At 65.5% G+C, this 21511-nt stretch carries 17 protein-coding genes and 3 pseudogenes; 15 read left to right on the plus strand and 5 right to left on the minus strand.

Annotation, left to right across the window (positions count from 1 at the left end):
• The first annotated feature begins 26 nt into the window (after positions 1-26).
• Positions 27-425 (plus strand): RidA family protein, encoded by a 399-nt coding sequence (locus OG788_RS33220; protein WP_406374832.1) that lies wholly within the window; start codon positions 27-29, stop codon positions 423-425.
• A 19-nt stretch (positions 426-444) separates the two neighbouring features.
• On the opposite strand, the gene OG788_RS33225 is transcribed toward OG788_RS33220, so the two are convergent.
• Entirely contained in the window at positions 445-639 is a 195-nt protein-coding gene (locus tag OG788_RS33225) for a DUF5999 family protein (RefSeq protein ID WP_351535683.1), read from the minus strand.
• Positions 640-890: 251 nt separating this feature from the next.
• Between OG788_RS33225 and OG788_RS33230 the strand changes: the two genes are divergently transcribed.
• Complete coding sequence (locus OG788_RS33230) at positions 891-1316, plus strand: DUF6299 family protein (RefSeq protein WP_406374833.1); 426 nt, start codon at positions 891-893, stop codon at positions 1314-1316.
• Positions 1317-1499: 183 nt separating this feature from the next.
• Here the strand turns inward: OG788_RS33230 and OG788_RS33235 are convergent.
• A pseudogene (locus tag OG788_RS33235) lies at positions 1500-2291 on the minus strand (IS630 family transposase); the annotation flags it as partial.
• Between the two features lie 1084 nt (positions 2292-3375).
• On the opposite strand from OG788_RS33235, the gene OG788_RS33240 reads away from it, so the two are divergent.
• The 13 genes from OG788_RS33240 to metG all read left to right on the plus strand — a co-directional run bounded on the left by OG788_RS33240 (position 3376) and on the right by metG (position 17943).
• Complete coding sequence (locus OG788_RS33240; RefSeq protein ID WP_351121347.1) at positions 3376-3570, plus strand: hypothetical protein; 195 nt, start codon at positions 3376-3378, stop codon at positions 3568-3570.
• Between the two features lie 268 nt (positions 3571-3838).
• Positions 3839-5920: a radical SAM protein gene (locus OG788_RS33245; RefSeq protein ID WP_406374834.1), complete on the plus strand. Its 2082-nt coding sequence runs from the start codon at positions 3839-3841 to the stop codon at positions 5918-5920.
• Between the two features lie 11 nt (positions 5921-5931).
• Positions 5932-7581: a B12-binding domain-containing radical SAM protein gene (locus OG788_RS33250; protein ID WP_406374835.1), complete on the plus strand. Its 1650-nt coding sequence runs from the start codon at positions 5932-5934 to the stop codon at positions 7579-7581.
• Positions 7578-8192, plus strand: coding sequence for a hypothetical protein (locus tag OG788_RS33255; RefSeq protein WP_384791151.1), 615 nt, complete (start codon positions 7578-7580; stop codon positions 8190-8192). The genes OG788_RS33250 and OG788_RS33255 overlap by 4 nt, the downstream gene beginning before the upstream one ends.
• A complete protein-coding gene (locus OG788_RS33260; RefSeq protein ID WP_406374836.1) occupies positions 8192-9175 on the plus strand; it encodes an aldo/keto reductase in 984 nt (327 codons plus the stop codon). Before OG788_RS33255 ends, OG788_RS33260 begins: the two co-directional genes overlap by 1 nt.
• A gap of 26 nt (positions 9176-9201) precedes the next feature.
• On the plus strand, positions 9202-10131 hold the full coding sequence (locus tag OG788_RS33265; protein WP_351121339.1) for a phytanoyl-CoA dioxygenase family protein: 930 nt from the start codon (positions 9202-9204) through the stop codon (positions 10129-10131).
• Between the two features lie 70 nt (positions 10132-10201).
• The gene (locus OG788_RS33270) at positions 10202-11239 is read left to right on the plus strand and encodes an ABC transporter ATP-binding protein (protein WP_351121337.1); all 1038 of its coding nucleotides are present in this window, start codon (positions 10202-10204) and stop codon (positions 11237-11239) included.
• Position 11240: 1 nt separating this feature from the next.
• Positions 11241-12026, plus strand: coding sequence for an ABC transporter permease (locus OG788_RS33275; protein ID WP_406374837.1), 786 nt, complete (start codon positions 11241-11243; stop codon positions 12024-12026).
• A gap of 13 nt (positions 12027-12039) precedes the next feature.
• Positions 12040-12843 (plus strand): ABC transporter permease, encoded by an 804-nt coding sequence (locus OG788_RS33280; protein WP_406374838.1) that lies wholly within the window; start codon positions 12040-12042, stop codon positions 12841-12843.
• Between the two features lie 148 nt (positions 12844-12991).
• Complete coding sequence (locus OG788_RS33285; RefSeq protein ID WP_406374839.1) at positions 12992-13696, plus strand: phytanoyl-CoA dioxygenase family protein; 705 nt, start codon at positions 12992-12994, stop codon at positions 13694-13696.
• A 36-nt stretch (positions 13697-13732) separates the two neighbouring features.
• The gene (locus OG788_RS33290; protein WP_406374840.1) at positions 13733-14875 is read left to right on the plus strand and encodes a GNAT family N-acetyltransferase; all 1143 of its coding nucleotides are present in this window, start codon (positions 13733-13735) and stop codon (positions 14873-14875) included.
• A 44-nt stretch (positions 14876-14919) separates the two neighbouring features.
• On the plus strand, positions 14920-16191 hold the full coding sequence (locus tag OG788_RS33295) for an ATP-grasp domain-containing protein (protein WP_406374841.1): 1272 nt from the start codon (positions 14920-14922) through the stop codon (positions 16189-16191).
• Positions 16192-16326: 135 nt separating this feature from the next.
• A complete protein-coding gene (gene metG / locus OG788_RS33300; RefSeq protein ID WP_406374842.1) occupies positions 16327-17943 on the plus strand; it encodes a methionine--tRNA ligase in 1617 nt (538 codons plus the stop codon).
• 1287 nt (positions 17944-19230) lie between these two features.
• Here the strand turns inward: metG and OG788_RS33305 are convergent.
• The 3 genes and pseudogenes from OG788_RS33305 to OG788_RS33315 form a co-directional block, all read right to left on the minus strand.
• A pseudogene (locus OG788_RS33305) lies at positions 19231-20559 on the minus strand (NF041680 family putative transposase); the annotation flags it as partial.
• Between the two features lie 6 nt (positions 20560-20565).
• The gene (locus OG788_RS33310; RefSeq protein ID WP_406374843.1) at positions 20566-20865 is read right to left on the minus strand and encodes a hypothetical protein; all 300 of its coding nucleotides are present in this window, start codon (positions 20863-20865) and stop codon (positions 20566-20568) included.
• 400 nt (positions 20866-21265) lie between these two features.
• A pseudogene (locus OG788_RS33315) lies at positions 21266-21382 on the minus strand (hypothetical protein); the annotation flags it as partial.
• Between the last annotated feature and the right edge of the window lie 129 nt (positions 21383-21511).

Here is a 21511-nt window from a genome sequence, read left to right on the forward strand (position 1 = left end):
GAACGGCCACAGGAAACGGGGTCCGCATGACCGCCGAACGCGTCAACCCGCCCGAGCTCTCCCCGCCGACCGGCTTCTCCCACGCCGTCGTCGCCATCGGCTCCCGTGTCGTCTTCCTGGCCGGACAGACCGCGCTCGACGTGGACGGGAAGGTGGTGGGGGAGACCTTGCCCCTGCAGTTCGAGCGGGCGCTGGCCAATCTGCTGACCGCGCTGCGCGCGGCGGGCGGCGCTCCCGCCGACCTCGCCCGGGTCACGGTCTACGCCACGGACGTCGCCGACTACCGCGTCCACGCTCCCGAACTCGGGCGCATCTGGCGCCGGTTGGCGGGCCGCGACTACCCCGCGATGGCTGTCATCGGCGCCGCCCGCCTGTGGGACGAGCGGGCCCTGGTCGAACTCGACGGCTTCGCCGTGCTGGCGTAGGCCCGCGGGGAAGCGGAGATCAGGCCGCGACGGCCAGCTGTTCGGCGAACACCCGGTGCGGAGCGATCACGCTGCCGTCGGGGAGCAGTTCGCCGCTGTCGTCGAAGACGATCGCCCCGTTGCACAGGAGGTTCCAGCCCTGCTCGGGGTGGGCCGAGACGATGTGCGGGGCTGCGGTGTCCGCGGACGGGCTCGAAGACTGGTGTGAACACATGGCGCACCTCCACGTCGGATGCGAAGAGTGTCGGCGGCGTTGTCGTCGCCCTCGCATGAATAGACCATGCGCTCGCGGCGAACTCATCGGAACAGCCGGTCGTGAAGCGTGACAACACGAGGACAACTCTCGGACGTCCCCAAGACGGACGGGGCCAACTCGCCACCAAAGGGGTGATGATCACGGCCCGCGGGGCCTCGGACCGGTACCTGTTGAGCGCCCTTTCCAGGCCCCGCTCCAGGAGGTATCCCATGTTCGTCCGCCAGGCCATCGGCGCGGCCGCAGGTGCCGCGTTGCTCCTGCTTCTCGCCCCGTCCGCCGTCGCCCGCACCGCCTCGTTCGACGAGGTGACCGTCGACCCCACCGGCACGGTGGCCACCGACGGCACCGTCACCCTCTCCGGTACCTACCGCTGCACGGGTGCCGCGGGGCCCGTGTTCGTGTCCTCCTCGGTGTCCCAGGGCGATCCCCGGGTCCGCCATGCCATCGGTGGCTCCTCGGCGGTCTGCGACGGCGCGGAGCACCGCTGGACCAACTCGGAGAAGCGCGCGCCGGGCACCCTCGCCCAGGGCGCGGCCCACGTCGAGGCCACGGTCATGGAACTGAGCGGCAGCGGCCTCCCGCTCCCCACGTTCCACGCGAGCACGGAGCGGGACATCACCGTCGCGGTGAGCTGAGCGGGTACGTCTCCCAGAGCCGAGCACGTACGACGCGCGAGCACGTACGACGCGGGGGCGGAGCCCGGACGACACCGGGGCCACCCCCGACGCACGCGTGCCGCCGCAGCCGCAGCCGCACCCGGCCCGCGGTCCAGCGGGCCGGGAGGGGTGCGACGGCACTCCGGTGAGCGGGGCTCAGATGTCCCGGATCAGATGGATCTGGAGATGGTCCGGCACCTCGTTGTCGATCCTGACCAGGAATTTCTTGAACTCCGCCGCCCGGTGCCTGCGGTGCAGTGCGCTGATCACCTCGCCGGTGGCGACATCGAACGCGGCGAACAAGGTGGTCAGACCGTTGCGCACATAGTCATGGGTCCGGCGCTCGGGCATGCCGGGCATCATCGGCAGCACCGGCTGCGAGCGATCCAGGGCCTGGATCTGGGACTTCTCGTCCACCGACAACACCACCGCACCTTCGGGCGGGTTGAAATACAGCCCCACCACGTCGTAGACCTTCTCCACGAACAGCGGGTCCGTCGACAACTTGAACGTGTCGCTCAGGTGCGGCTTGAGCTGGAACCTGCGCCAGATCCGGCCCACGGTCGACTTCGACAGGCCACTGCGGTCGGCCATGGACGCACGAGACCAGTGAGTGGCGTTCTTCGGAATCTCCTCCAGCGTGCTGACCACCACCGCCTCCACCTGATCAACACTGATGGTGGGCGGCCGGCCCGGCCTCGGTTCGTCCACCAGCCCGTCCAGCCGGGCGGCCAGAAACCGGCGACGCCACTTGCGGACCGTGTCCGCCGCGATGCCCAATTCCCGCGCCACCACGACAATCGGTGGCCTATCAACACCGTCACATGCCAACACGATGCGGGCGCGCAAGGCCACTGCCTGCGCAGATGACGCCCTGCGGGCCCAACGCTCCAACACCACACGCTCATCAGGAGACAACAACAACGGTTCCAACTTCGGACCGCGACGTGGCACCGGAACATCCGCAGAAGCACTCATAGACGAATTAACGAGGAATCTCTGGCGCAGGACAGTAGCACGAGAGAAACGCCCCCAGGGCCTGACTGCGCGCTCCGGGACTCAACCGACGCTGAATACCGCATCACGCTCGGCACACTGAGCGTCGCCGAAGACATAGGCCAATTCGCGCGCGACGCCAGGCCGTTCGTCCGCGAGTGTCCACGAGTGAGGCAATCGGGCCAGCCCTGCCAAGGCTGCCGCGTCCCGAGGCCGCAACGGCACCTGCCACGCCGTGGTGCACGACTTCATGTGGGACGAAACAAACATCCCGGCGCTGGTCCGAGCCCGGACCAGGGGGCGCGCATCGAGCCGCCTGCTGCCTGATCGCCCACCGACAACTCGGCTTATTGTGTCGGCCTTGTTAGGGTGCGTTCCGCAGAACCGAAGTGCAGGTACCGCGCACATGCGTCAACGCTCGGCTGCGGGCTTGGATTTGAAGTCGTGGTCGATGGTCCGGACAGAGGGCACGCGAACTGCCGTCCAACCGCTCACGGTGCGCAGTTGGACAGGCGGCGGAGGACGGCATGAGCCTCTCGGACAGTGGTCGGTCACTGTGGAGCCTGGTGTATCCGGCGTGTCGGCGCATTGTTGGGCGCGGTGGGGTGCGACTACAGTCCGAAGCGCTTGCCGGGACCATTGTTCAGCATTGATCTTTCGTTTCTGAGCCGCCACTTCATCACTTTTCGTGAACGCTTCCGGAGAGTGCTTCTGGATTTCGTGCCGGAGGAGATCCAGTTCCGGGTGCCAGGGTCTAACCTCGCCTGCCGAGGTGGGGTGACCTTCGCGTGCAATACGATTGCGCGGCCATTTCATTCACCCCTCCTCTCGGACCGCGAGAAAACATGGCATCCGTGCTGTAAATTTCATTTTCTCGGTATATTCAGCAGATATCACCGACGCGCTATTTACGGCTGAATATCCTTACGTGGACTCAGATTTAGGCTGTCCTGTGACCGGCCTGGACACCCTTGCCTGCATTCATGGAACCGTGTCAGTGTTCTTGCGCAAGGTAAATATTCACCGAACGAATGGAGGGGCTATGTCTCCCACCGTTGCGGTCCTTGAAGAGAAACTCGACATATCGGTCGAGGACCTCATGGAGGCGCTGAGCGACGAGGCCAAGGCCGAGGAACTCATTGCCGCTCAGGGCTGGACTCGGGAAGACCTGCTTGAGCGGGCCGAGGCCCTTACGCGGTCACTCTCTGCGGACATCTCGACGCTCAACATGGTCTGAAGGGGCATCTAGGTCCGTCTGTGGACTGTGATGCACCTGGCCTTCGCGGAGGCACGTTTCGTGTCTCCGCGAAGGCGGCCTCAAGGGCACCCGCATCAGACTGTGCGGTACGGGCACAGGCCCGTCTCAAGCCCCGATGGATCTGCGCTGAAGAGGAGAACTGACGCTCATGTCACTCTTGAAAACCGAACCGGCGGTTGGGCTGCCGAGGGTCCGAGAAGCCTTTCACCGGTACATCGGATCCGTTCTCGGATTCACATTGAGCGGCGTGACACTCCAGGACAGCCGGGGCGAGACGCTGCAACCGTCCGCCTACCGCTTGCGGTGCCGCGACCCGCATTCTGCGCCTGCCTACGGACTCGGGGAGAGCGTGCCCCTTACCGGGCTGCATCGCGTGCCCGAGGATCTGATCGGCGAATCGTTGACGGCACTGCTGGACCTGACCATCCCCGAGAATGCCAAGGTGCCTCTCTTCGCGGCCGAGTGGGTCACTGTCGACGGTGCCACTGGCGGATCCTGGGACCACGCCCCGGATCTCTCCGGCGACTTCGCCTTTTCGTACCCCTTGCCGCCGGCGGAGGAAAAGGACGGTCAGCGCAGTTATCTTGTCTCGCTTCTGGAGATCGTCCTGGACGAGGTCGATCTCCTGGTGGACGGTGAATTCGTCAACCCGTCGGCGCTATTGACCGGATCTGGCTATTTCCCCCTCAGGGTGCGGCCCCTGGCACAGCCTCACCCGCTGGCTGAGCGTACCGAGAACGCCAAGGCGGCCATCAGGAGGCAGCCGCTCTTCTCCGTGTCACAGACCGAGCCCACCATTCCGATCCTGGCCAGACATTGGTCGCTTCTCGCGCCGCTGCTGCGTATCTCCAAGAACGGCGAGCACACGGAGCCGGAGGGCTTCCGCCTGCGCCGCACCGGGGACTGGGTCGTGCCGTCCCATGGACATCCGTCAGAGGTCTACGAGCACCTGGCCCGCGTATGCAACGTGGCGTGTTCCTTCTGCTACCTCTTCGGCAATCCGGACACGCTGGCCATCGCACGGGCGAAGAAGAGCATCGCCCGCGACGAACTCGACACGCGTATCGCCTACTACAGGCCGCAGGAACGTCGGGCCCTGTTCTCCGCCCAGTGGGAACTGAACGAGTTCCTCGTCGACCCTCGGCTGCCTGAGGTGATGAAGACCCTTCGGGAGACGACGGATCGTCCCTTCTTTTTCACCACGAACGGAAATCCGCTGACGCCACGCATCGTGGAGCAGTTGGCGGAGGTCAAGCCGGTCCACTTCGTGGTGTCGACAAACACGGTCGACGAGCCATTGCGACAGGAGGTGATGAAGGAGCGGCCCAACCGCACCTGGACGGCGCTGCATTGTCTGCAAGAACTGCGCAAGCATGAGATCCCCTTCGGCGTGAGCTTGGTCGCGACGCCCGATTTTCCGTTGGAGGACCTGACCCGGACGATCGAGACCGTCTCGGAGCTCGACCCCAATTTCATCCGGGTCAACGAGCCGGGCTTCACCCGCGACCACCCTTCCCCAATGGATTTCGATACGGACATCCTTTGGGGCAGCGTCATCGAATGGGCACAGTCCATGCGGGAGAAGACCCACGTGCCGATCATCGCGATTCCCAGCGCCTACGAGGAGAACTTCTTCTACGACGACCCGCTGGCGGCCCGCGTCATCGGCACCATCCCCGGCTCGCCCGCAGCCGCATGTGGGCTGCGGCCCGGAGATGTCATCGTCGGCGTCGGCTACCTGCGCCCCACGACCAGGTCGGAGGTGGTGAGCTCCCTGATGCTGGTCAAAGGGTTGGTCAAGCTGCGTATTCGGCGGGCCGGCCAGTCACTGGACCTGACGCTGGACACCGAGCTTCCGCCGACGTATCCCTACACGGGTCCCTACATCGGAAAGTACCTCGTGCCGCACGGCGTGGTGACGGCTCCCTCGATCAGCAGCGGCGACGCTCGCGGGATCGCCCAGCAGATCGAGGATGTCGGGTCGCGGTACAGCTGGCTCGTGACCTCATCGCTCATGCTCCCCGCCGCTCGGGCCTTCATCGAGCGCTCTGTCGCCGACCATGCCGACTGCATCGACTTCGTCGTCGCCACCAACGACTATCTCGGAGGCAACATCAGGGTCATGGACATGTGCACGGTGGGTGACATCCATGCGGCACTCGTCCGGCACCAGGAGAAAACGGGGCGTACACCTGACCTCATTCTCGTGCCCGCTACCGGATTCAACGCACACGGCCGGGATCTCGTCGGCAGGCACTGGGGCGACCTCGAACGCGCGTGGAATATCCCGGTGCGCCTGCTCGGCCACACGACCCAGTTCGTCTTCTGATGGGGGCCTCCATGGGCAAGACCGTTCTCGTGAGGCCGCCGGTCGACGTCCTGCACAAGTTCAGCAAGCCGGTTGAGTGTCTGGGTATCGCCTACTGCGCGGGTGCGCTGCGACACCACGGCGTCGACGTCACGATGCTCGACGGCATGCTCTACGACTGGAGCGAGGAGGAGACCGTGCGCCGCATTCTGGACGAGCAGCCAGACGTCGTCGGCTTCACGGTCATCCTCAACCATTTCCCCGAGCGGACCGCGCGCGTGTGTCTGATGCTGCGCGAAGCCGGATACGGGGGCCACATCGTCGTCGGTGGGCACGCCGCGTCCTTCATCCCGCGCCGCGTCCTGGACGCCAACCCCGCCGTCGACGCAGTGGTGGCGGGTGAGGGAGAGGGGCCCATCGTCGGTTACGCGCAGGCGGTCCGGAACGGCGACGACCCCCGTACGGTTCCTGGTGTGTACGCCCGGTGGGACGACGGCGTCCGGTGGAAGCCCGCGCCGCGGGTACACAACCTCGATACTCTCGCACCGCCGGCTCGCGACCTCACGCAGGAGATCATCGACCTCGACGGGCTCGTCTGTGTCTCCGCCAGCAGGGGCTGCTACGCGCGCTGCACTTTCTGCAGCATTCCGCGTTTCTACGGCCTCGAACGCGACCGGCCGCTGGCCAACGGAGGATGGCTGGCGCGGTCGGTCGCACACACAGTGGCGGAGATCGCCGCCCTCCACGAACGCTTCGGGCTGATCGAACTCCTGGTCGTCGACGACGAGTTCTTCGGCGGTACAGAAGCCGGACACGAACGTGCCCTCATGATCGGACAAGAACTGGAGGAGCTGAAGCTGCCTGTCGGCTTCGCCATGTCCTGCCGAGCCGAGAATGTGGACGAACGGGTACTGACCGCACTGGCCCGCGGCGGTCTCAAGCACGTCTTCGTCGGTCTGGAGACAGGCGACGACGAGACGCTGCGCCTGTACGGCAAGGGCCAATCAGTACGCCAGAACCTTGAAGCGGTACGCGTCATCAAATCGCTCGGACTGTCATTCCAGCCGGGTTTCATGATGTTCAACCACCGGACCACCCTGACCGAGGTGGGAGCGAACCTGGACTTCCTCCGGAGCATCGACGAACTGAAACCGGTCACCGTGAACAGTGCCGTCGATCCGCACTTCGGGACACCGCTCAACCGGGTCATCGAACACGACGGCGCGCTGCGCGACCACGGAGCCACACTGTCGTCCGAGTACCTGGATCCCCGGACGGCCATCGCCAAGCGAGTCACCGAGCTGACGGCAGCTCGCTTCGCACCGTTCATGGAGGTCATCGCCGGACTGCAGTCATCAGTCACCTATGAGTGGCGCCGCACGGTGCCGGGCCGCAGGCCCGAAGTGAAGCGGTCGATCGACCGCTTCGAAGAGCTGTGCAACGAGACGTTCGTCCGCGTCGTCGAGCAGGCCGTCGAGGACCTGTCCGGGGCCGACGCGCCGACGGCGGCGGAGGCCATCGCGGATACCAACCGCAGACTGGACGAGGTCCAGTCCCGGATGACGCTGGCCAGGGCGCTGCTGCTCGCCGGCGTGGCCAAGGCTGAGGGGTCGGTCCGCTACTACACGCAGAACGACCTCATCACGATGGGTCAGGAACGGCACCAGAAGGCGACGGTATGAACGCGATCGCAACTCTCCTCGACCGCGTCGACGCAGGCAGGCCGCTGCTGCCGCAGATGGAGGCGGCCCTGGGGGCGGACATCGACTGGCGTGCCGCGACAGCCGAGCACACGGCGTCTCTCGGCGTCGAGGATCTGGTCCGTCTGGCCCGGCACGACGGTGAGACGCCGGACGTCGATCCCCGCGTTCTGACCGTGGCCGAACGCGACGGCGTGGGGCTCGTCCGGATCAACCTGTTCAGCCGGGAGCGGTTCGACAGACTCTGGCGCGGCGGCACTCTCAGCCCGCACTACCACCGGCGCTCCTTCGCCACACGCATCATCAAGGGCTCGTACCACCATCTACGGTTCGACAACGCCGGATCCCAGGACACACCCCGGCTCACCTGCACCTCAAGGGAAGTGCTGAGAGAGGGATCGGGTTACGGGATCGAATGGCGGGACTACCACTTCGTGATGTTCCCCTCCGACGGCACGGTGACGATCAACGCGCATCTCCCGCCTGCGGTACCCGCGAAGGTGACTGGGCTGCCGCTGTCCGTCCGGACGCTGACCCAGTTGCGCGATGACCTTCTGGGCGCGCTCGCCGCCGAGCCGACGGTGCCGGCCTGATGCCTGCGCGGACGGCGTCCGACAGCCTCGTCCTCGGCACCTGGGGCCTCTCGGGCCGGGGACGTCTCCCCATCGACCGTTCCTATGGTGAAGTCGCCGACGACGTGGCCTACGAGACGATGGACCGGGCGTGGGAAGCGGGCCTGAGGATCATCGACACGGCCCCGGGCTACGGCGCCGGCGAGGGTCTGCGGAGGGTGGGCCAGTGGCAGCGCACCCGTGGGCGGTGGTGGCGCAACGTCGCCAAACCCGGTCGGCCACTCACCGGGCGGGGGCCGGTGAGCGACCTGAGCCTTCCGGGGCTGGTCGCCGAGATCGAGTACGGTGCGGCGTTCGCGGGATGTCCGGGCTACATCCTGGTGAAGGACCCCGACATCCGCTCCTTCAGCGACGGTTCCCTGGCTGAGACGCTCCGCTCGCTGGAGAACCGGTTCCCTGCTGCCACGGTGGGGGTGGCCAGCCATTTCCCGGAGGCCCTGGCCGAGTTCGCGGAGCGCTGCCATCCGCCCGGCGCACGGATCGCCCAGATCGAACTCAACGCGGTGAACCACCGCGTCGCCTGCCCGGCGGCCGGACGCCTGGACGCGCGGGGCTGGGAGGTGTGGGCGATGCAGCCGCTGGCCTATGGCTTCCTGGCTCACCCCGACTTCGTGCCGATACCAGGAACGGACTGGAGATCCCACCTCCCGGCCGAAACCCAGGCTGTCATGCGGGCCGCCGCGCGCGGCTTCGCGCGCGCCGTGCACTCGGTGCGGGAGCCGGGGTCCCCGCCCACAGCGAGGACGACTGCGCCGGCGGCCTGGGCGATCGCGTTCTGTCTCAGCGTTCCGTCCGTCACGCGCATCGTCATCGGTCCTAAGAACGCCGCTCAGTTGGAGGCGGCACTTCATGCCTTGGACCTGGTCTCGAAACCAGACCTGGCGGAACGCCTTCGTACCTGGGCGACGGGTGCGCCGAATGGCAGCGCCGGTTCGGAGAGCTGATCCAGATCGACAAGGAGCGTCATCCATTGCATGCGTACCAGCGGAGTTGGGAGAAGGACGGGTTCTTCCTGATTCCCGAGCTCTTGGGGAAAGAAGAACTGGTAGATGTTCTGGCAGAGTTGGGTGGTATATACCCTTCGGGTGCCGAGTATGCGGCAACACGGAAGGAGTCCCGCCCGCGCACCCCGTCAAGAGCGCCGCATGAATCTCAAGGGCGTCGCAAACTATTCACGCAAAATCCGGAGCAGTTCGCGGGACAGATCGACTTCCCTTGGGCCGGGCAGACACTCAACCGGCTGACCGTCCATCCTCGGATAACGGAAGTCGCCGCCACTCTGCTCGGTTCTCGCGACCTGCGCCTCTACCAAGCCCAGTTGTGGGCGAAATACACAGGTGCGACGGATTACGAACAACCCCATCATCTCGACTACTCTTCGCATACGTTGCTGGTGCCCAAGAAGAAGTCTCGCCCTCGACAAGTCGAGATGTTCCTGTACTTGACGGATGTGACGGAGGGGTGTGCGCCAACACGTCTCGTACCGAGGGGCCTCACCCGGGAAATGCCCCCCGTGCCCTATCGCGTGTGGCGAGGTACTCATCCGGAGCTGTACAAGGCGGAGGTCTCCTTTCCCGGCCGAGCGGGCAGCCTCCTCGTCTATGCGCCGGATATCTGGCATCGAGCGGTGAATATGACAGAGCCCGAGGGTGAACGGATCTGGATGAACCTCTCCTACAAGGTGGCTGGTACCGACTGGCTCGGGCTGCAGAGTTTCCAACGCATCGCCATGGTGCCGTCCTGGCAGCGCTTTGTCGCTGGCTCCACACCGCCTGAGCTCGAACTCTTCGGTTTCCCGCCGCCCGGCCATGAAGCCTACGACGAGGACGTCATTGAGGGTTTGAGCCGTCGATACCCGGGACTGGACATCAGCCCATGGCATGCCGCGTTGAACGCCTGAGAGCCACGAGGTCATGCGTCTGGACACGGTCTCCCTTGATTGGATAGGACGCCTTCTCTAAGCTTCAAGCATGCCTGCAATCGAAGCAGTTGACCTATGTCGGACTTACATTTCCAGGAATGGTCTACTGCGGCCCCGTCGACATTCCGTCGATGCCGTTCGAGGAGTCTCCCTGGAGGTTGCGAACGGCGAGCTTTTCGGGTTGCTCGGTCCAAACGGTGCTGGCAAGACGACCACGATCAAAATGCTCAACACCCTGCTTCTGCCCACTTCCGGAACGGCTCGTGTACTCGGATACGATGTCACCCGGGATCCTGTCGCGGTACGACGCAGGATCGGCTATGTATTCGGCGGTGACAGAGGTCTTTACGACCGACTGTCCGCCCTGGACAACCTGCGCTACTTCGCCGAGATCTACCATGTTGATCCGCGTGAACAACGCAGCCGTATCGCCGAGCTCCTGGAAGTCGTCGGACTCACCGGTCGAGAGAACGAGCGTGTCGAAGGGTTCTCGCGAGGGATGCGCCAACGCCTTCACATCGCCCGGGGCCTGCTTCACCGGCCCGATGTTCTGTTTCTGGACGAGCCCTCCATCGGCGTGGACCCGGTTGCCGCGCGGGATCTGCGGCGCACCATTCTGGCGCTCAAGGAAAGCGGGACCACTGTGTTGCTGACGACGCATTACATGGCCGAGGCCGACGAACTCTGCGACCGGATGGCAGTGATTGCCGCAGGCACCATCCAAGCGGTCGGCACGCCGGCGGAACTCAAGGCGGGAGTGACGGACCGGAACATACTGGAAGTCGAGGCGTACGGTGCGGGCGAGAACCACGTGACGAGGATCCGCCGATTGCCCGGCGTACGGGCGGTACAGGTGGAGGATCGCGGCACGGCCCAGACCATCGTGGTGCAGAGCCGTCAGGGCACCGATCAGCACGGCGCCGTGCTGGCGGCGCTCGACGGACTTCGGATCGGCCGCGTCACTGACCGGGAACCGAGCCTCGAGGACGCGTACGTGGCCATCGTGGAGGGCGTCGCGGACTCCGCCGGCACGACGGAGGAGCGCGTGGCCGTGCCGAGCGGCCGCCAAGCAGGACACGGGAGTTGACGTGAGCGTCCCGGCACGACGGATACCCCGCTTGCTCGCTGTCGGGGTACGGACACACGTCACCTACATGTCGCGCTCGGCGCTCGAAGTGGCCTTCGCCGTCCTGTTGCCGATCGTCTACGCCACCCTCGCCACCTACCTCTTCCGGGCCAGTGGCCACCCCGAGCGTCTCCTGGAAGCCGCTGTGGGAGCAGGACTGATGGGCATCTGGACCTCGGTACTCTTCGGGTCCGGCGCCGCAGTGCAGAATCAGCGCTGGTTGGGCACCCTGGAAATGCTTGTGACCGCACCCACGCCCCTGGCCTTGATCCTTCTGCCGGTCACCGTGGCAACCGCGATCATCGGTACTTATGCCATGGCGGCGACAGTGCTGTGGGGGGTGCTGCTGTTTTCGGTTCCGCTGGATTTCGCCCATCCCGTTCTGCTCCTTGTGGCACTGCCGGGATGCGTGTTGTCGATGGGCATGATGGGACTTCTGCTGGCAAGCACCTTCGTGCTGCTCCGCCACGCGCACGCGTTGACGAACGCCCTTGAGGCGCCGGTCTGGCTGCTATCGGGGGTTCTGACCCCCATGAGCGTGCTTCCGGGGTGGACGGCTCCGATTTCGATGATCCTTCCGACCACTTGGGGAGCCAGGGCGTTGAGGGCCGCGACGTCAGGGGGAGATGTGCTCGGTCCGCTCACCGCTGGTCTCGGACTCGGGGTGCTGTACACCGCGGTGGCCGTCGCTGTGCTCGGCGTGGTCGAGCGGCGGGCGCGTCAGGCCGCCACGCTGGCACTCAGCTGAAGGAGCTCTCACGTTGCGTGCGTTCATTAATTCCGTCCGTCTGCTGGTAATCGGCGGGGCCATCTCCTACCGGGCGTTGTTCGTAGGCGCGACGCCGTCGATGTTCGTCGGCACACTGCTGGCCGGTCCGCTGCTGCAGCTGCTCTTCTTCGTCTACCTGGGGCGCCAGCTGGGAGTGGCCGACGACACTTTCTACCTTCTGGGCAACGCTGTACTCGCTGTCTCCAACGCCTGTGTCCTCGGAGGCACCATGGCGGTGGCGAACGAGCGACGCTACGGAACTCTGGGAGTCGTGCTGCTGAGCCCGCGCAGCCGAGTACTCCTCTGGATCGGGCGTGCCCTGCCCTACGCCGCCAACGGTCTGTTCGTCACCGTCTTCGTACTCACCGGCGGAGCGCTGCTGCTGGGACTGAGTATCCCGCTGGGCGCCGTTGCCGGCCTCTTGCTCGCATTGACGTCCGCCGCCCTGTCGGGCTCGGCATTCGGCCTGGTCCTGGGGGCCCTCGGGCTTCGCTTCCGAGACGTGTTCATTGTGTCGAACGTCGCTGCTGCGGTGCTCTTGTTGGTCACGGGCGCCAACATTCCTCGCGATGTCCTGCCGGCCTGGATGGTCATCGTGGGCGATGTGCTTCCTCTCACGCACGCGGCCGCCGCGGCACGCGCCTTCGTCACCGACACAGGCTTGGGGAAGGCCGAGGGCCTGCGGGAGGTCGCTGCGGAGTGCGCGGTCGCGCTCGGCCATCTTCTGATCGCGGTATTGCTACTGCGCTACTTCGAACGCGAGAGCCGTGCTCGCGCCACGCTGGACACGATGTAGAAATCCCTGGAAAAGAAAGAAGAAATAAGGTGATCCCATGATTATCGGTGACCTGACTTCTGGGCGTGTCGGTATTTCCGCCCTGACGGTGGATTGCGAGAGTCAAGACCTTGTCCAAGAGGTCACGAAAAGGGTCAAGGAATTCGGCGTGGCCGTGGTGCCGGGCTGGCTGGCCGGGGATGAGCTGAGTGACCTCCAGGACGAATTCGAGGGCGCCTTCGCCGCCGCCAAGGGTACAGAGCTGGAGACCCTGACACCCGAGGGCAAGGACATATCCCAGCGCTACGGCCAGAGCCGCACCGGGCTGCACCTCAAGTACAACCACGGGGACGAACTCAAGCAGGCCCTACCCCGGACCCACGAGATATTCACCCAGGAGTGGATGGCCTCCGTGGCGTCCTCTTATCTGGGCCTGCCGTGCACTCTCAACCGGCACCTCATCCTGACGGACGATTTCAAGCCGGACAAGGAGATCACGTGGTACCACTTCGACGAGATCGGCGCGCTCAAATTCTTGGTGTACCTGGATGACGTGGATCGCGACAACGGTCCCTTCCAGGCGATCCCCGGCACTACTTCGGCGACCAGTCGCCTCCGGGAGAGCGAGTGGTTGACGTTCGACGACTTCAGGAAGATCCGGATCGACGTCTTCGACCAGCACTCCGAGGAGCTCTTCCACACGCTCTACGGACAGTACAAGTCCTTCCTCCTTTCCCGTGCCCTCACCTTCCAGGCGCCCGCCGGTTCGCTGCTCGTCTTCGACACCGACACCATCCATCGGGCCGGCCCTCTAGCCGAGGGCCGACGGCGCCGGGTCGTCCGCGGCAGCTCCTACCGGGGGTACTGGCCGTGATCCGTAGGGTTCACAAGAGGGCCGGGTGACGAGACGATGCGTACCTCCTCCTCGATCGCCGATCTGTCACCCCTGTGGTCGGCTGCCACGCAGCGGGCGGCCTCATTGTTCTGTACGCCACAGTGGTTGGAATGCAATGAACCGACGGACACCAGCGGCCTGCACTACGCCGTCACCTCCGACACCGACGGTGCGTTGGCAGTGCGGCGTCTGGAACGCGGCGGGTTCCCGGCAAACGACCCGCTTGCCTTCCTCGGCACCGAACCTCCCGCCGATTCCGTCGACCGGCAACGGGTATCGACGCTCCTTGGCGCTGTACGACCCCTTCTGGCCGACCTGGCGCCCACGGCTGCGGCGATCCTTCCCGGCGCCTATGCGCCTGGGATCGTCGCCTCAGACACTGCACCGGTCGTCTCGTCCCTGATCGATGAACTGGAGAGGACAGCGGAGCGCTGGGGCTGTCCGACGAGTGCCGTCATGCATGTCCCAGCATCCGCCTGCCGGCTGCGCGAGACGCTTGAGGGGCGAGGCTACGTCGGCGTCACTTCGCTGGCCCAGTCAGTGCTGCCCGTACAAGGAGACTCGTTCGACGACTGCCTCACCCGGCTTCCCAGAAAGCGCCGGACGAACGTGCGCCGGGAGCGGCGCACGTTCGCCGAGAGCGACATGGCGGTGAGACGAGCCGACATCGGGGAGTTCTCATCGGAGCATGCGGCGCTGCACGCCCGGCAGTTGCGTCGCTACGGCCATGACATGAACGCCGATCAGCTGGTCGAGCTGATTCGGCGCAATGCCCGGTTCTTCGGGGACTGGGCGGTGTTCCTGGTCGCAGAACGCGGACAGCGTGTCGAGGCATTCAGCCTCAGCTATGCGTTCGGAGGCCAGCTGCACCCCAAGATGTCCGGATTCTCGGAGTACGCGGACAAGTACTTCGCCTACTTCAATCTGAACTACTACGAGCTCATCGAGGTCGCGCAGGCGGCGGGATTCCGGGAACTGGTGCTCGGCCCGGGCACGTACGAGGCCAAGTTGTACCGAGGCTGCGTTGTCGAACCACGCACGACATACGTACGGGTGACACATCCCGGCGCTGGACAGATCGTCTCCGAACTGGCCGGCATCGCCGACCGGACCGGCAGAGCCGCCCTGGACCGGATCATCTCAACGGCCGCTTGCTGAGGCCGGGCCGTCCATTCCACCCCCTGCAGAAGGTGAAGAACTCCATGCCCACTACACGGCGCACTGTCGTCTTCGTCGGGTTCTCCGGCGACTGGACCCGCTTCCTCGGTCGGATGGACCCGGACGAGCTCATCATCTTCATCGAGGAACCCGACGTTGTCCGCAAGCGCAAGGTACGCGACCAGCTCGCCTCCCTCGACTGCACCTGGCAGCTGATTGAGTGGGAGCACCAGCGCCCCGGGAGCGCGGATGCGTTCCTCGCGGAGTTCGGCGACCTGCGTGCCGTGGCGGTGGTACCGGCGCTGGAGTACGCCGTGCCGTTCGCTGCCCGGCTCGCCGAACGCTACGGATTGCCGGGAGCGGGGCTGGGAGCGGCGCTTGTCCTTCGGGACAAGAGCGCACTCCGAAGGGTGTCGGCGGCGGCCGGCGTTGCCAACCCGGTGTCATGGGAGGTTCGCACCCTCGACGAGGTGCGGAGCTTCGTCACGGAACACGGTCTGCCGGCCATCCTCAAGCCCGCCAACCTCCAGGCATCCATAGGCACCTACGTTCTGACCTCCGAGTCCGAAATACCCGCCGCATGGGAGCAGGTCCAGGACCATTCGGACGGCAGTGACTTCCTGCCCGATCGGCCGACTCCGTCACGCATGCTGATGGAGACTTTCGTCAGCGGAACCGAGTTCAGCGTGGAGCTGTTGGTGAGCGACGGGGAGTGCCTGTTCGGCAATGTTACGGGGAAGCAGCTCTTTCCCGGCCCGTATCCTGTGGAATCCGGGCATACCGTCCCCGCGGACATTCCCGGCGACACCTGCGCCCGGCTCCTTCTCGACACTCAACGGCTGGTCGACGCGCTGGGTTTCCGCACGGGGTTCATCCACGCAGAGTGGATCGTGTCGGACGGTGTCCCCCACCTCGTGGAGGCCGCGGGTCGGCTGGCGGGCGACATGATCATGCCGTTGATCAACCACGCGTACGAGACGGACATGATCGCCGCCTTCCTCGACGTGATGCGAGGTGCTCCGGTCTCGGTTCCGCTGCCGAACCAGCCCCGTTTGCGCACTGCGGTTCAGTTCGTCGCCGTGGACGCGGGTGTCATCGAGGAAGTCGCCGGTGTCGAGGAGGCCCGTGCGGTCGACGGTGTGATGGAAGCGTTCATCTTCGCCGCGCAGGGGGATGAGGTGCGCGAGCTGCGCAACTCCTTCAACCGCGTGGCCTTCGCCTCAGCGGCCGCGGCCACTACCGGCGAGGCAGTGGACGCCGTACAGGCAGCGACGGATCGCATGGTCATCAAGACCGTGCCTGTGAAAACAGTGTGAGACGCGAGGTCGGACTACGGGGGAGGAGATTTCGTCGCGCGCCTCGCGGGCGCTTCTCGTTCGTGTCCAACAGTACGGCGCCGCAAGGCTGTTCGGCGGAGTGGGGGAGGAACGGTACGACTAGGCTTGTCCGTCATGAAGTCCAATGGATCCGAGCCTGCCGGGGCGAAGGCGTTCTACGTCACGACCCCCATTTATTACGTCAACGACGCTCCTCACCTGGGTCACGCCTATACAACCGTCGCAGGTGACGTGCTGGCCCGCTGGCACCGTCAGCGCGGCGAGCAGGTGTGGTATCTCACTGGCACGGACGAGCACGGTCAGAAGATCATGCGCACCGCGAACGCGAACGGGGTCTCCCCGCAGGAATGGTGCGACAGGCTCGTGGAGGGGGCTTGGAAGCCGCTCTGGGAGCACCTCGAGATCGCGAACGACGACTTCATCCGCACGACGCAGAAGCGGCACACGGACCGAGTCCAGGAGTTCGTCCAGGATCTCTACGACAAGGGGGAGATCTACCAGGGCGGCTACGAAGGCCCGTACTGCGTGGGTTGCGAGGAGTACAAGCTTCCCGGTGACCTGATCGACGGCCAGGGCGAGTACGAGGGGCAGAAGGTCTGCCCGATCCACAAGAAGCCGGTGGAGATCCTCAAGGAGGAGAACTACTTCTTCAAGCTGAGCGAGTACGGGGACAAGCTGCTCGCCCACTACGAGGCCAATCCCGGCTTCATCCAGCCCGAGTCCGCGCGCAACGAGGTGGTGAACTTCGTCCGCCAGGGCCTGCAGGACCTGTCGATCTCCCGGTCGACCTTCGACTGGGGCATCCCGATTCCCTGGGACGACAAGCACGTCATCTACGTCTGGGTCGACGCGCTGCTCAACTACGCCACGGCGGTCGGCTACAACGAGAACCCGGAGAAGTTCGAGTCGACGTTCCCGGCTGACGTCCACCTGGTCGGCAAGGACATCCTCCGCTTCCACGCAATCATCTGGCCTGCGATGCTGATGGCCAACGGTTTGCCGCTGCCCGGCAGGATCGCCGCGAACGGCTGGTTGATGGTCGGCGGCGAGAAGATGAGCAAATCGAACTTGACGGGCATCAAGCCCCAGGATCTGACCTCACACTTCGGCGTCGACGCGTACCGCTGGTACTTCCTGCGCGCCATCGCCTTCGGCCAGGATGGCTCCTTCTCCTGGGAGGACTTCACGGCCCGCTACACGAGCGAGCTCGCGAACGACTACGGCAATCTTGCGTCCCGCGTGGCTGCCATGGTCGGCAAGTACTTCGAAGGCTCCCTGCCGGAAGCATCGACGGCGGGCGAGGCCGAGAAGGCGGTTCAGAACGGTCTGGCCACGACGGTCGCCGAGGCCGACCGGAGGATCGGCGAGGAGCTGGACTTCCAGGGCGGCATCCTGACGATCTTCGACTTCATCAAGCAGGTCAACGGCTACATCACGGAGCAGGAGCCGTGGAAAGTCGCCAAGGACACCTCCAAGGAGGGTCAGGCACGCCTGGCGACGATCCTGTACACCGCTGCGGAGTCGCTCCGGGCGGTCGCGGTGCTCCTGCACCCGATCATGCCGGACACCTCCGAGAAGCTCTGGGATTCCCTGGGGGCCGAGACGTCCCTGGGTGCCCTCGCCGATCAGACAGTCCAGGAGACTGGAACTTGGGGCAGGCTGCCCGCCGGCTCCACGGTCACGAAGGGCGCGGTCCTCTTCCCCCGCCTGGAGGAGCCGGCAAAGGCGTGAGACCGGTTGGGTGTCCGCCGTCGTTCAACGGCGGACACCCGCGTACGAAGACACCCCGTGTGCAGGTACTGCATGCCCCGTTTACACGCCACCGCTGAGGTCGCGTAGCTCCTCTGCCAGGAGTTGCCAGCTACGCGAGTAGCCTTGCGCAAGTTTTGCCATGGCAGTCATGCAATGCGGGGGCAAGCTGGCAGCGATGCTCTCCCTGTTCCTGGCAAATGCGGCGCTGGCATCGAGCAGGCGGAGCATGGACCGTCCGACATCGTTCAGACGCAGGGAAGGATCTCGTCGCAGCATCTCCAGAACGGTCCCGAGTTCGGCGACAGGAACGCTGCCTGACGGGGAAGGAGACGCCGCCGGCCGGCGCGCTGGGCGCCGCTGCTCGGACGGGCGCCGCAGGGGGAGACCTTCGTGCAAGGTCGGGCTCTCTCCGCGCGCCAGACGGTCTCGCACGTCGGCGACGGTGGTGGGGGAGATTCCGACTTCCTTTGCTATCTGCCGCAGTGAGCTCGTTGGGTTCTGCATGAGGAACTCGGCTGCCAGCATGCGTCCCTGTGAGGCGTCCAGCGGGCGCGTGCGACCGTCACGACCCACTCGTTTGCCTCCCATCGCGTCGCTGAAGAGGTCGCGACGGATGTCCGCGGCCTTCTTCGGTGACAGGCCGGCTATTGATGCGACTGACCTGTCGGACCAGTCCGGATGACGCGTGAGAATGCGCAAGGCTGCCGTCGTACGCTCTTCGAGTGAAAGCGGCAGACCGTGGGCGACGTTCAGGGCCACGGCCAGCAACTGGCTGTCTTCTGCACTGCCTTCGAAGTAGCGAACGTCAATGTGCGTCCGCCCCCGCATCTGTGCGGCTAGAAGACGGTGGATTCCATCAATCACCGTCATCGAGTCGTGGTGCACGAGGATGGGTGGCAAAGGCCCGTCGAACTCGGCGAGTGTGCGCGTGTAGTCAGGGCTTTCGATGGTGCTGCGCGGTGACCCGGCGATCGTGAGCTCCTGCAGCGCTACGGTCTCGACCGGGGCCATCTGCAGCTTGTCGCGGAGCCTGAGCAGGTAGTCGGAGTCGTACTGTGTGGATGACGCTGTCATGGCAGACCCTCGAAGTCGGCTCGGATCCGGCTTCCTACTGCCATCCCGAGTCGCTGTTCGCGGAAGCCGAGGGGCCGACGGTCTGCCATCCCGAGTCCGCCTCGATCGATCGCGGGGGCATCGGTGCGGAGACGCTGAGCAGGCTCGCCCCGCTGACGCCGAGCACCCCTGCGACGGCCACCGCTGCTCCCAGAAGCTTGATGCGACGCATCTCTGTCTCTCCCCAAGGCATTTGACTCGGGGTTTGGGAACACGGGTCGGGCAGGCGAGGTGAACGCGGATGTTCCGAAACCCTCGGCGGACCCGGGCCGGGGTGAGCCGGTCGGAGTTGGCGGGTTTCTCCCAGGGCCGGCGGAGGTCTGCAGCGAGGGGCCGCGCAAGTCGGAGCTGAGTGTGGGCGACGATCAGGATCCAGGTCCAGCGGTCCGCGGCGTCGGGAGTGCGGAGTTTCGGGGTGGTCCAGCCCAGGGTCTGTTTCGCGAAGCGGAAGGTGTGCTCCAGGTCGAAGCGGCGGAGAAATGCCTGCCAGAAACGGTCCACGTCGTCAGGGGTGGCGCTGGTTTTGGAGGACCATAACCACACCGGCGGGGCATCCCGGTCCTTCGACAGGTGCTGGACCTTCAGCCGGATCAACGTGCCCTCGACCAGGGGCAGTTCGCCGTCGTGGTCGAGCCAGGAGGAGCGGTGGGTGAGCCTGGGGTGCACCCGGTCCCACGCGTGGGTTTCGGCCTTGCCGTAGTTGCTGGTGTCAGTGATCGCGGGCTCGGGCCAGGTCTCCGGCTTGGTGAAGCGGAATTCCGGGCCGTGCTTGGGCGGCCGGCCGTTGACGCCGTGCATCCTCGGCGGCTTCGGCAGGCGCATGACGCGGTCGGAGCGGACCCTGCCGACCATCTCGACCGGCAGGTCGCGCAGGACCCAGGCCAGACGGGTGACGTCGTAGTCGGCCTCGCTGACGATCACGATGGCCGGGTCCCCGGCTTGCCACTGGCCTGCGGCGACGAGCCGTTCAACGACTCCTCGGAGCTGGGCGGCGGTGACCGCGGTCGCATCGTCCGCCGGGCCGAGCCGAACCGTGTCCAAGATCGCGGTCCAAGAGGTGGCACCCGGCTCCAGCACGGCCACGAAGGAGTAGGGCCAGCCCGGAATGAACTGCGATGCTGTCTTCGCGCGGCCGTAGACGTGGCAAAACAGCCGCTCTGCTGAACATGGCGCATCCGAGCGGAGCCATGGCGACACGTCGACCGCCAGGACCAGGCGCCCGCCCTCGAAACGCGGCAGCGGCAGCCCGGCCAGCACCGTCTGGAACGTCGCCCCGCCAATGAAGGCTTGGCGCAACCTGTTGCGGCCGATGAGCTTGATGCGGGTGTGCCTGCTGGCGAAGTCGATGGCTGGCTGCGTGAAGCCACCGTTCGTGACAACGTAGGCGGAATCTGCGCCGTGCTCTTCGAAGGCCGTGCCGTTGACCTCGTAGGGCGTCGGCACCCCCACGTTCCTCCCGACCGTGGTGTGTTTGCACTGCACCGCGATTCAATGGCGATTCTCCTGACCGTCCTCCTCCCATAGTTCGTCGTAGATCAGGTCCACCGCCGCATCGCCTGGGCCTCCGCCTTTCCGGATCTCGCCGCGTACCTCGCGGTACAGCAGATACGCGGTGAAGGTCTCAAAGCTCCACCGGCCCACGGGTGGTAGCTGGTCGACGATCTCGGACTTCGTACCGTAAGTCCGGTAGACCGCCTCCCACTTCTCCGGGGTCTTGCAATCCTCGGGGAGCGCGATTCCCCGCTCCCAGTACCGCTGGCGCATCTCCGAATACGGGTCCCCGACCACTGCTTCCCCTCATGCTCGCTGCACTTCAGGGGGAGCGTACCGATGGGGTCTGACAGGACATCTGCTGCTTCCGGGGCCAGCGGAGCAGGAGCGAGCCACATGCAGATCGGTGCCCGGGGATACGGAGGCTCTGTCTCGTAATGCGTAGGTCTCGCTACCTGGCGTGTACCCACTGCACTCGTACCCAGGCGGCCTCAAGATCGCCGGGTCGGTCCTGAAGTCGGGCCGTGCCCAACCGCAATCAGCGAAGTGCCTCGGGGGACATCCCGGGGACTTTTCGGGGACTTTTCGGGGACTTTCAAGCCTGTCCCAGGGACGTTCCAGGGACTTTCCCCCGCGTAAGCAGGGAAGGCCCTGACAGCGCTGAAAGACACAAACGCGCTGGTCAGAGCCTGTTACCTCAACACTCGATGATGTACACCGCGAGCCCGCCCCGGGCCGTCTCCTTGTACTTGACGGACATGTCCGCGCAGGTGTCCTTCATGGTCTTGATGACCTTGCTGGCCTCGACGTACGCGTCCGCTCTCCCATTCCGTTGGCAGGCCCGACGACGGCAGCACGCGTTTCACTGCTCGTCTCGTCGCGCTCCCGGGCAGGGGCGTCGCGGATGCTGTCGGCGGGCGCCTCGGTCAGCAGGTCGCCGACC

This window comes from Streptomyces sp. NBC_00647, assembly GCF_045207245.1.
Taxonomy (GTDB): domain Bacteria; phylum Actinomycetota; class Actinomycetes; order Streptomycetales; family Streptomycetaceae; genus Streptomyces.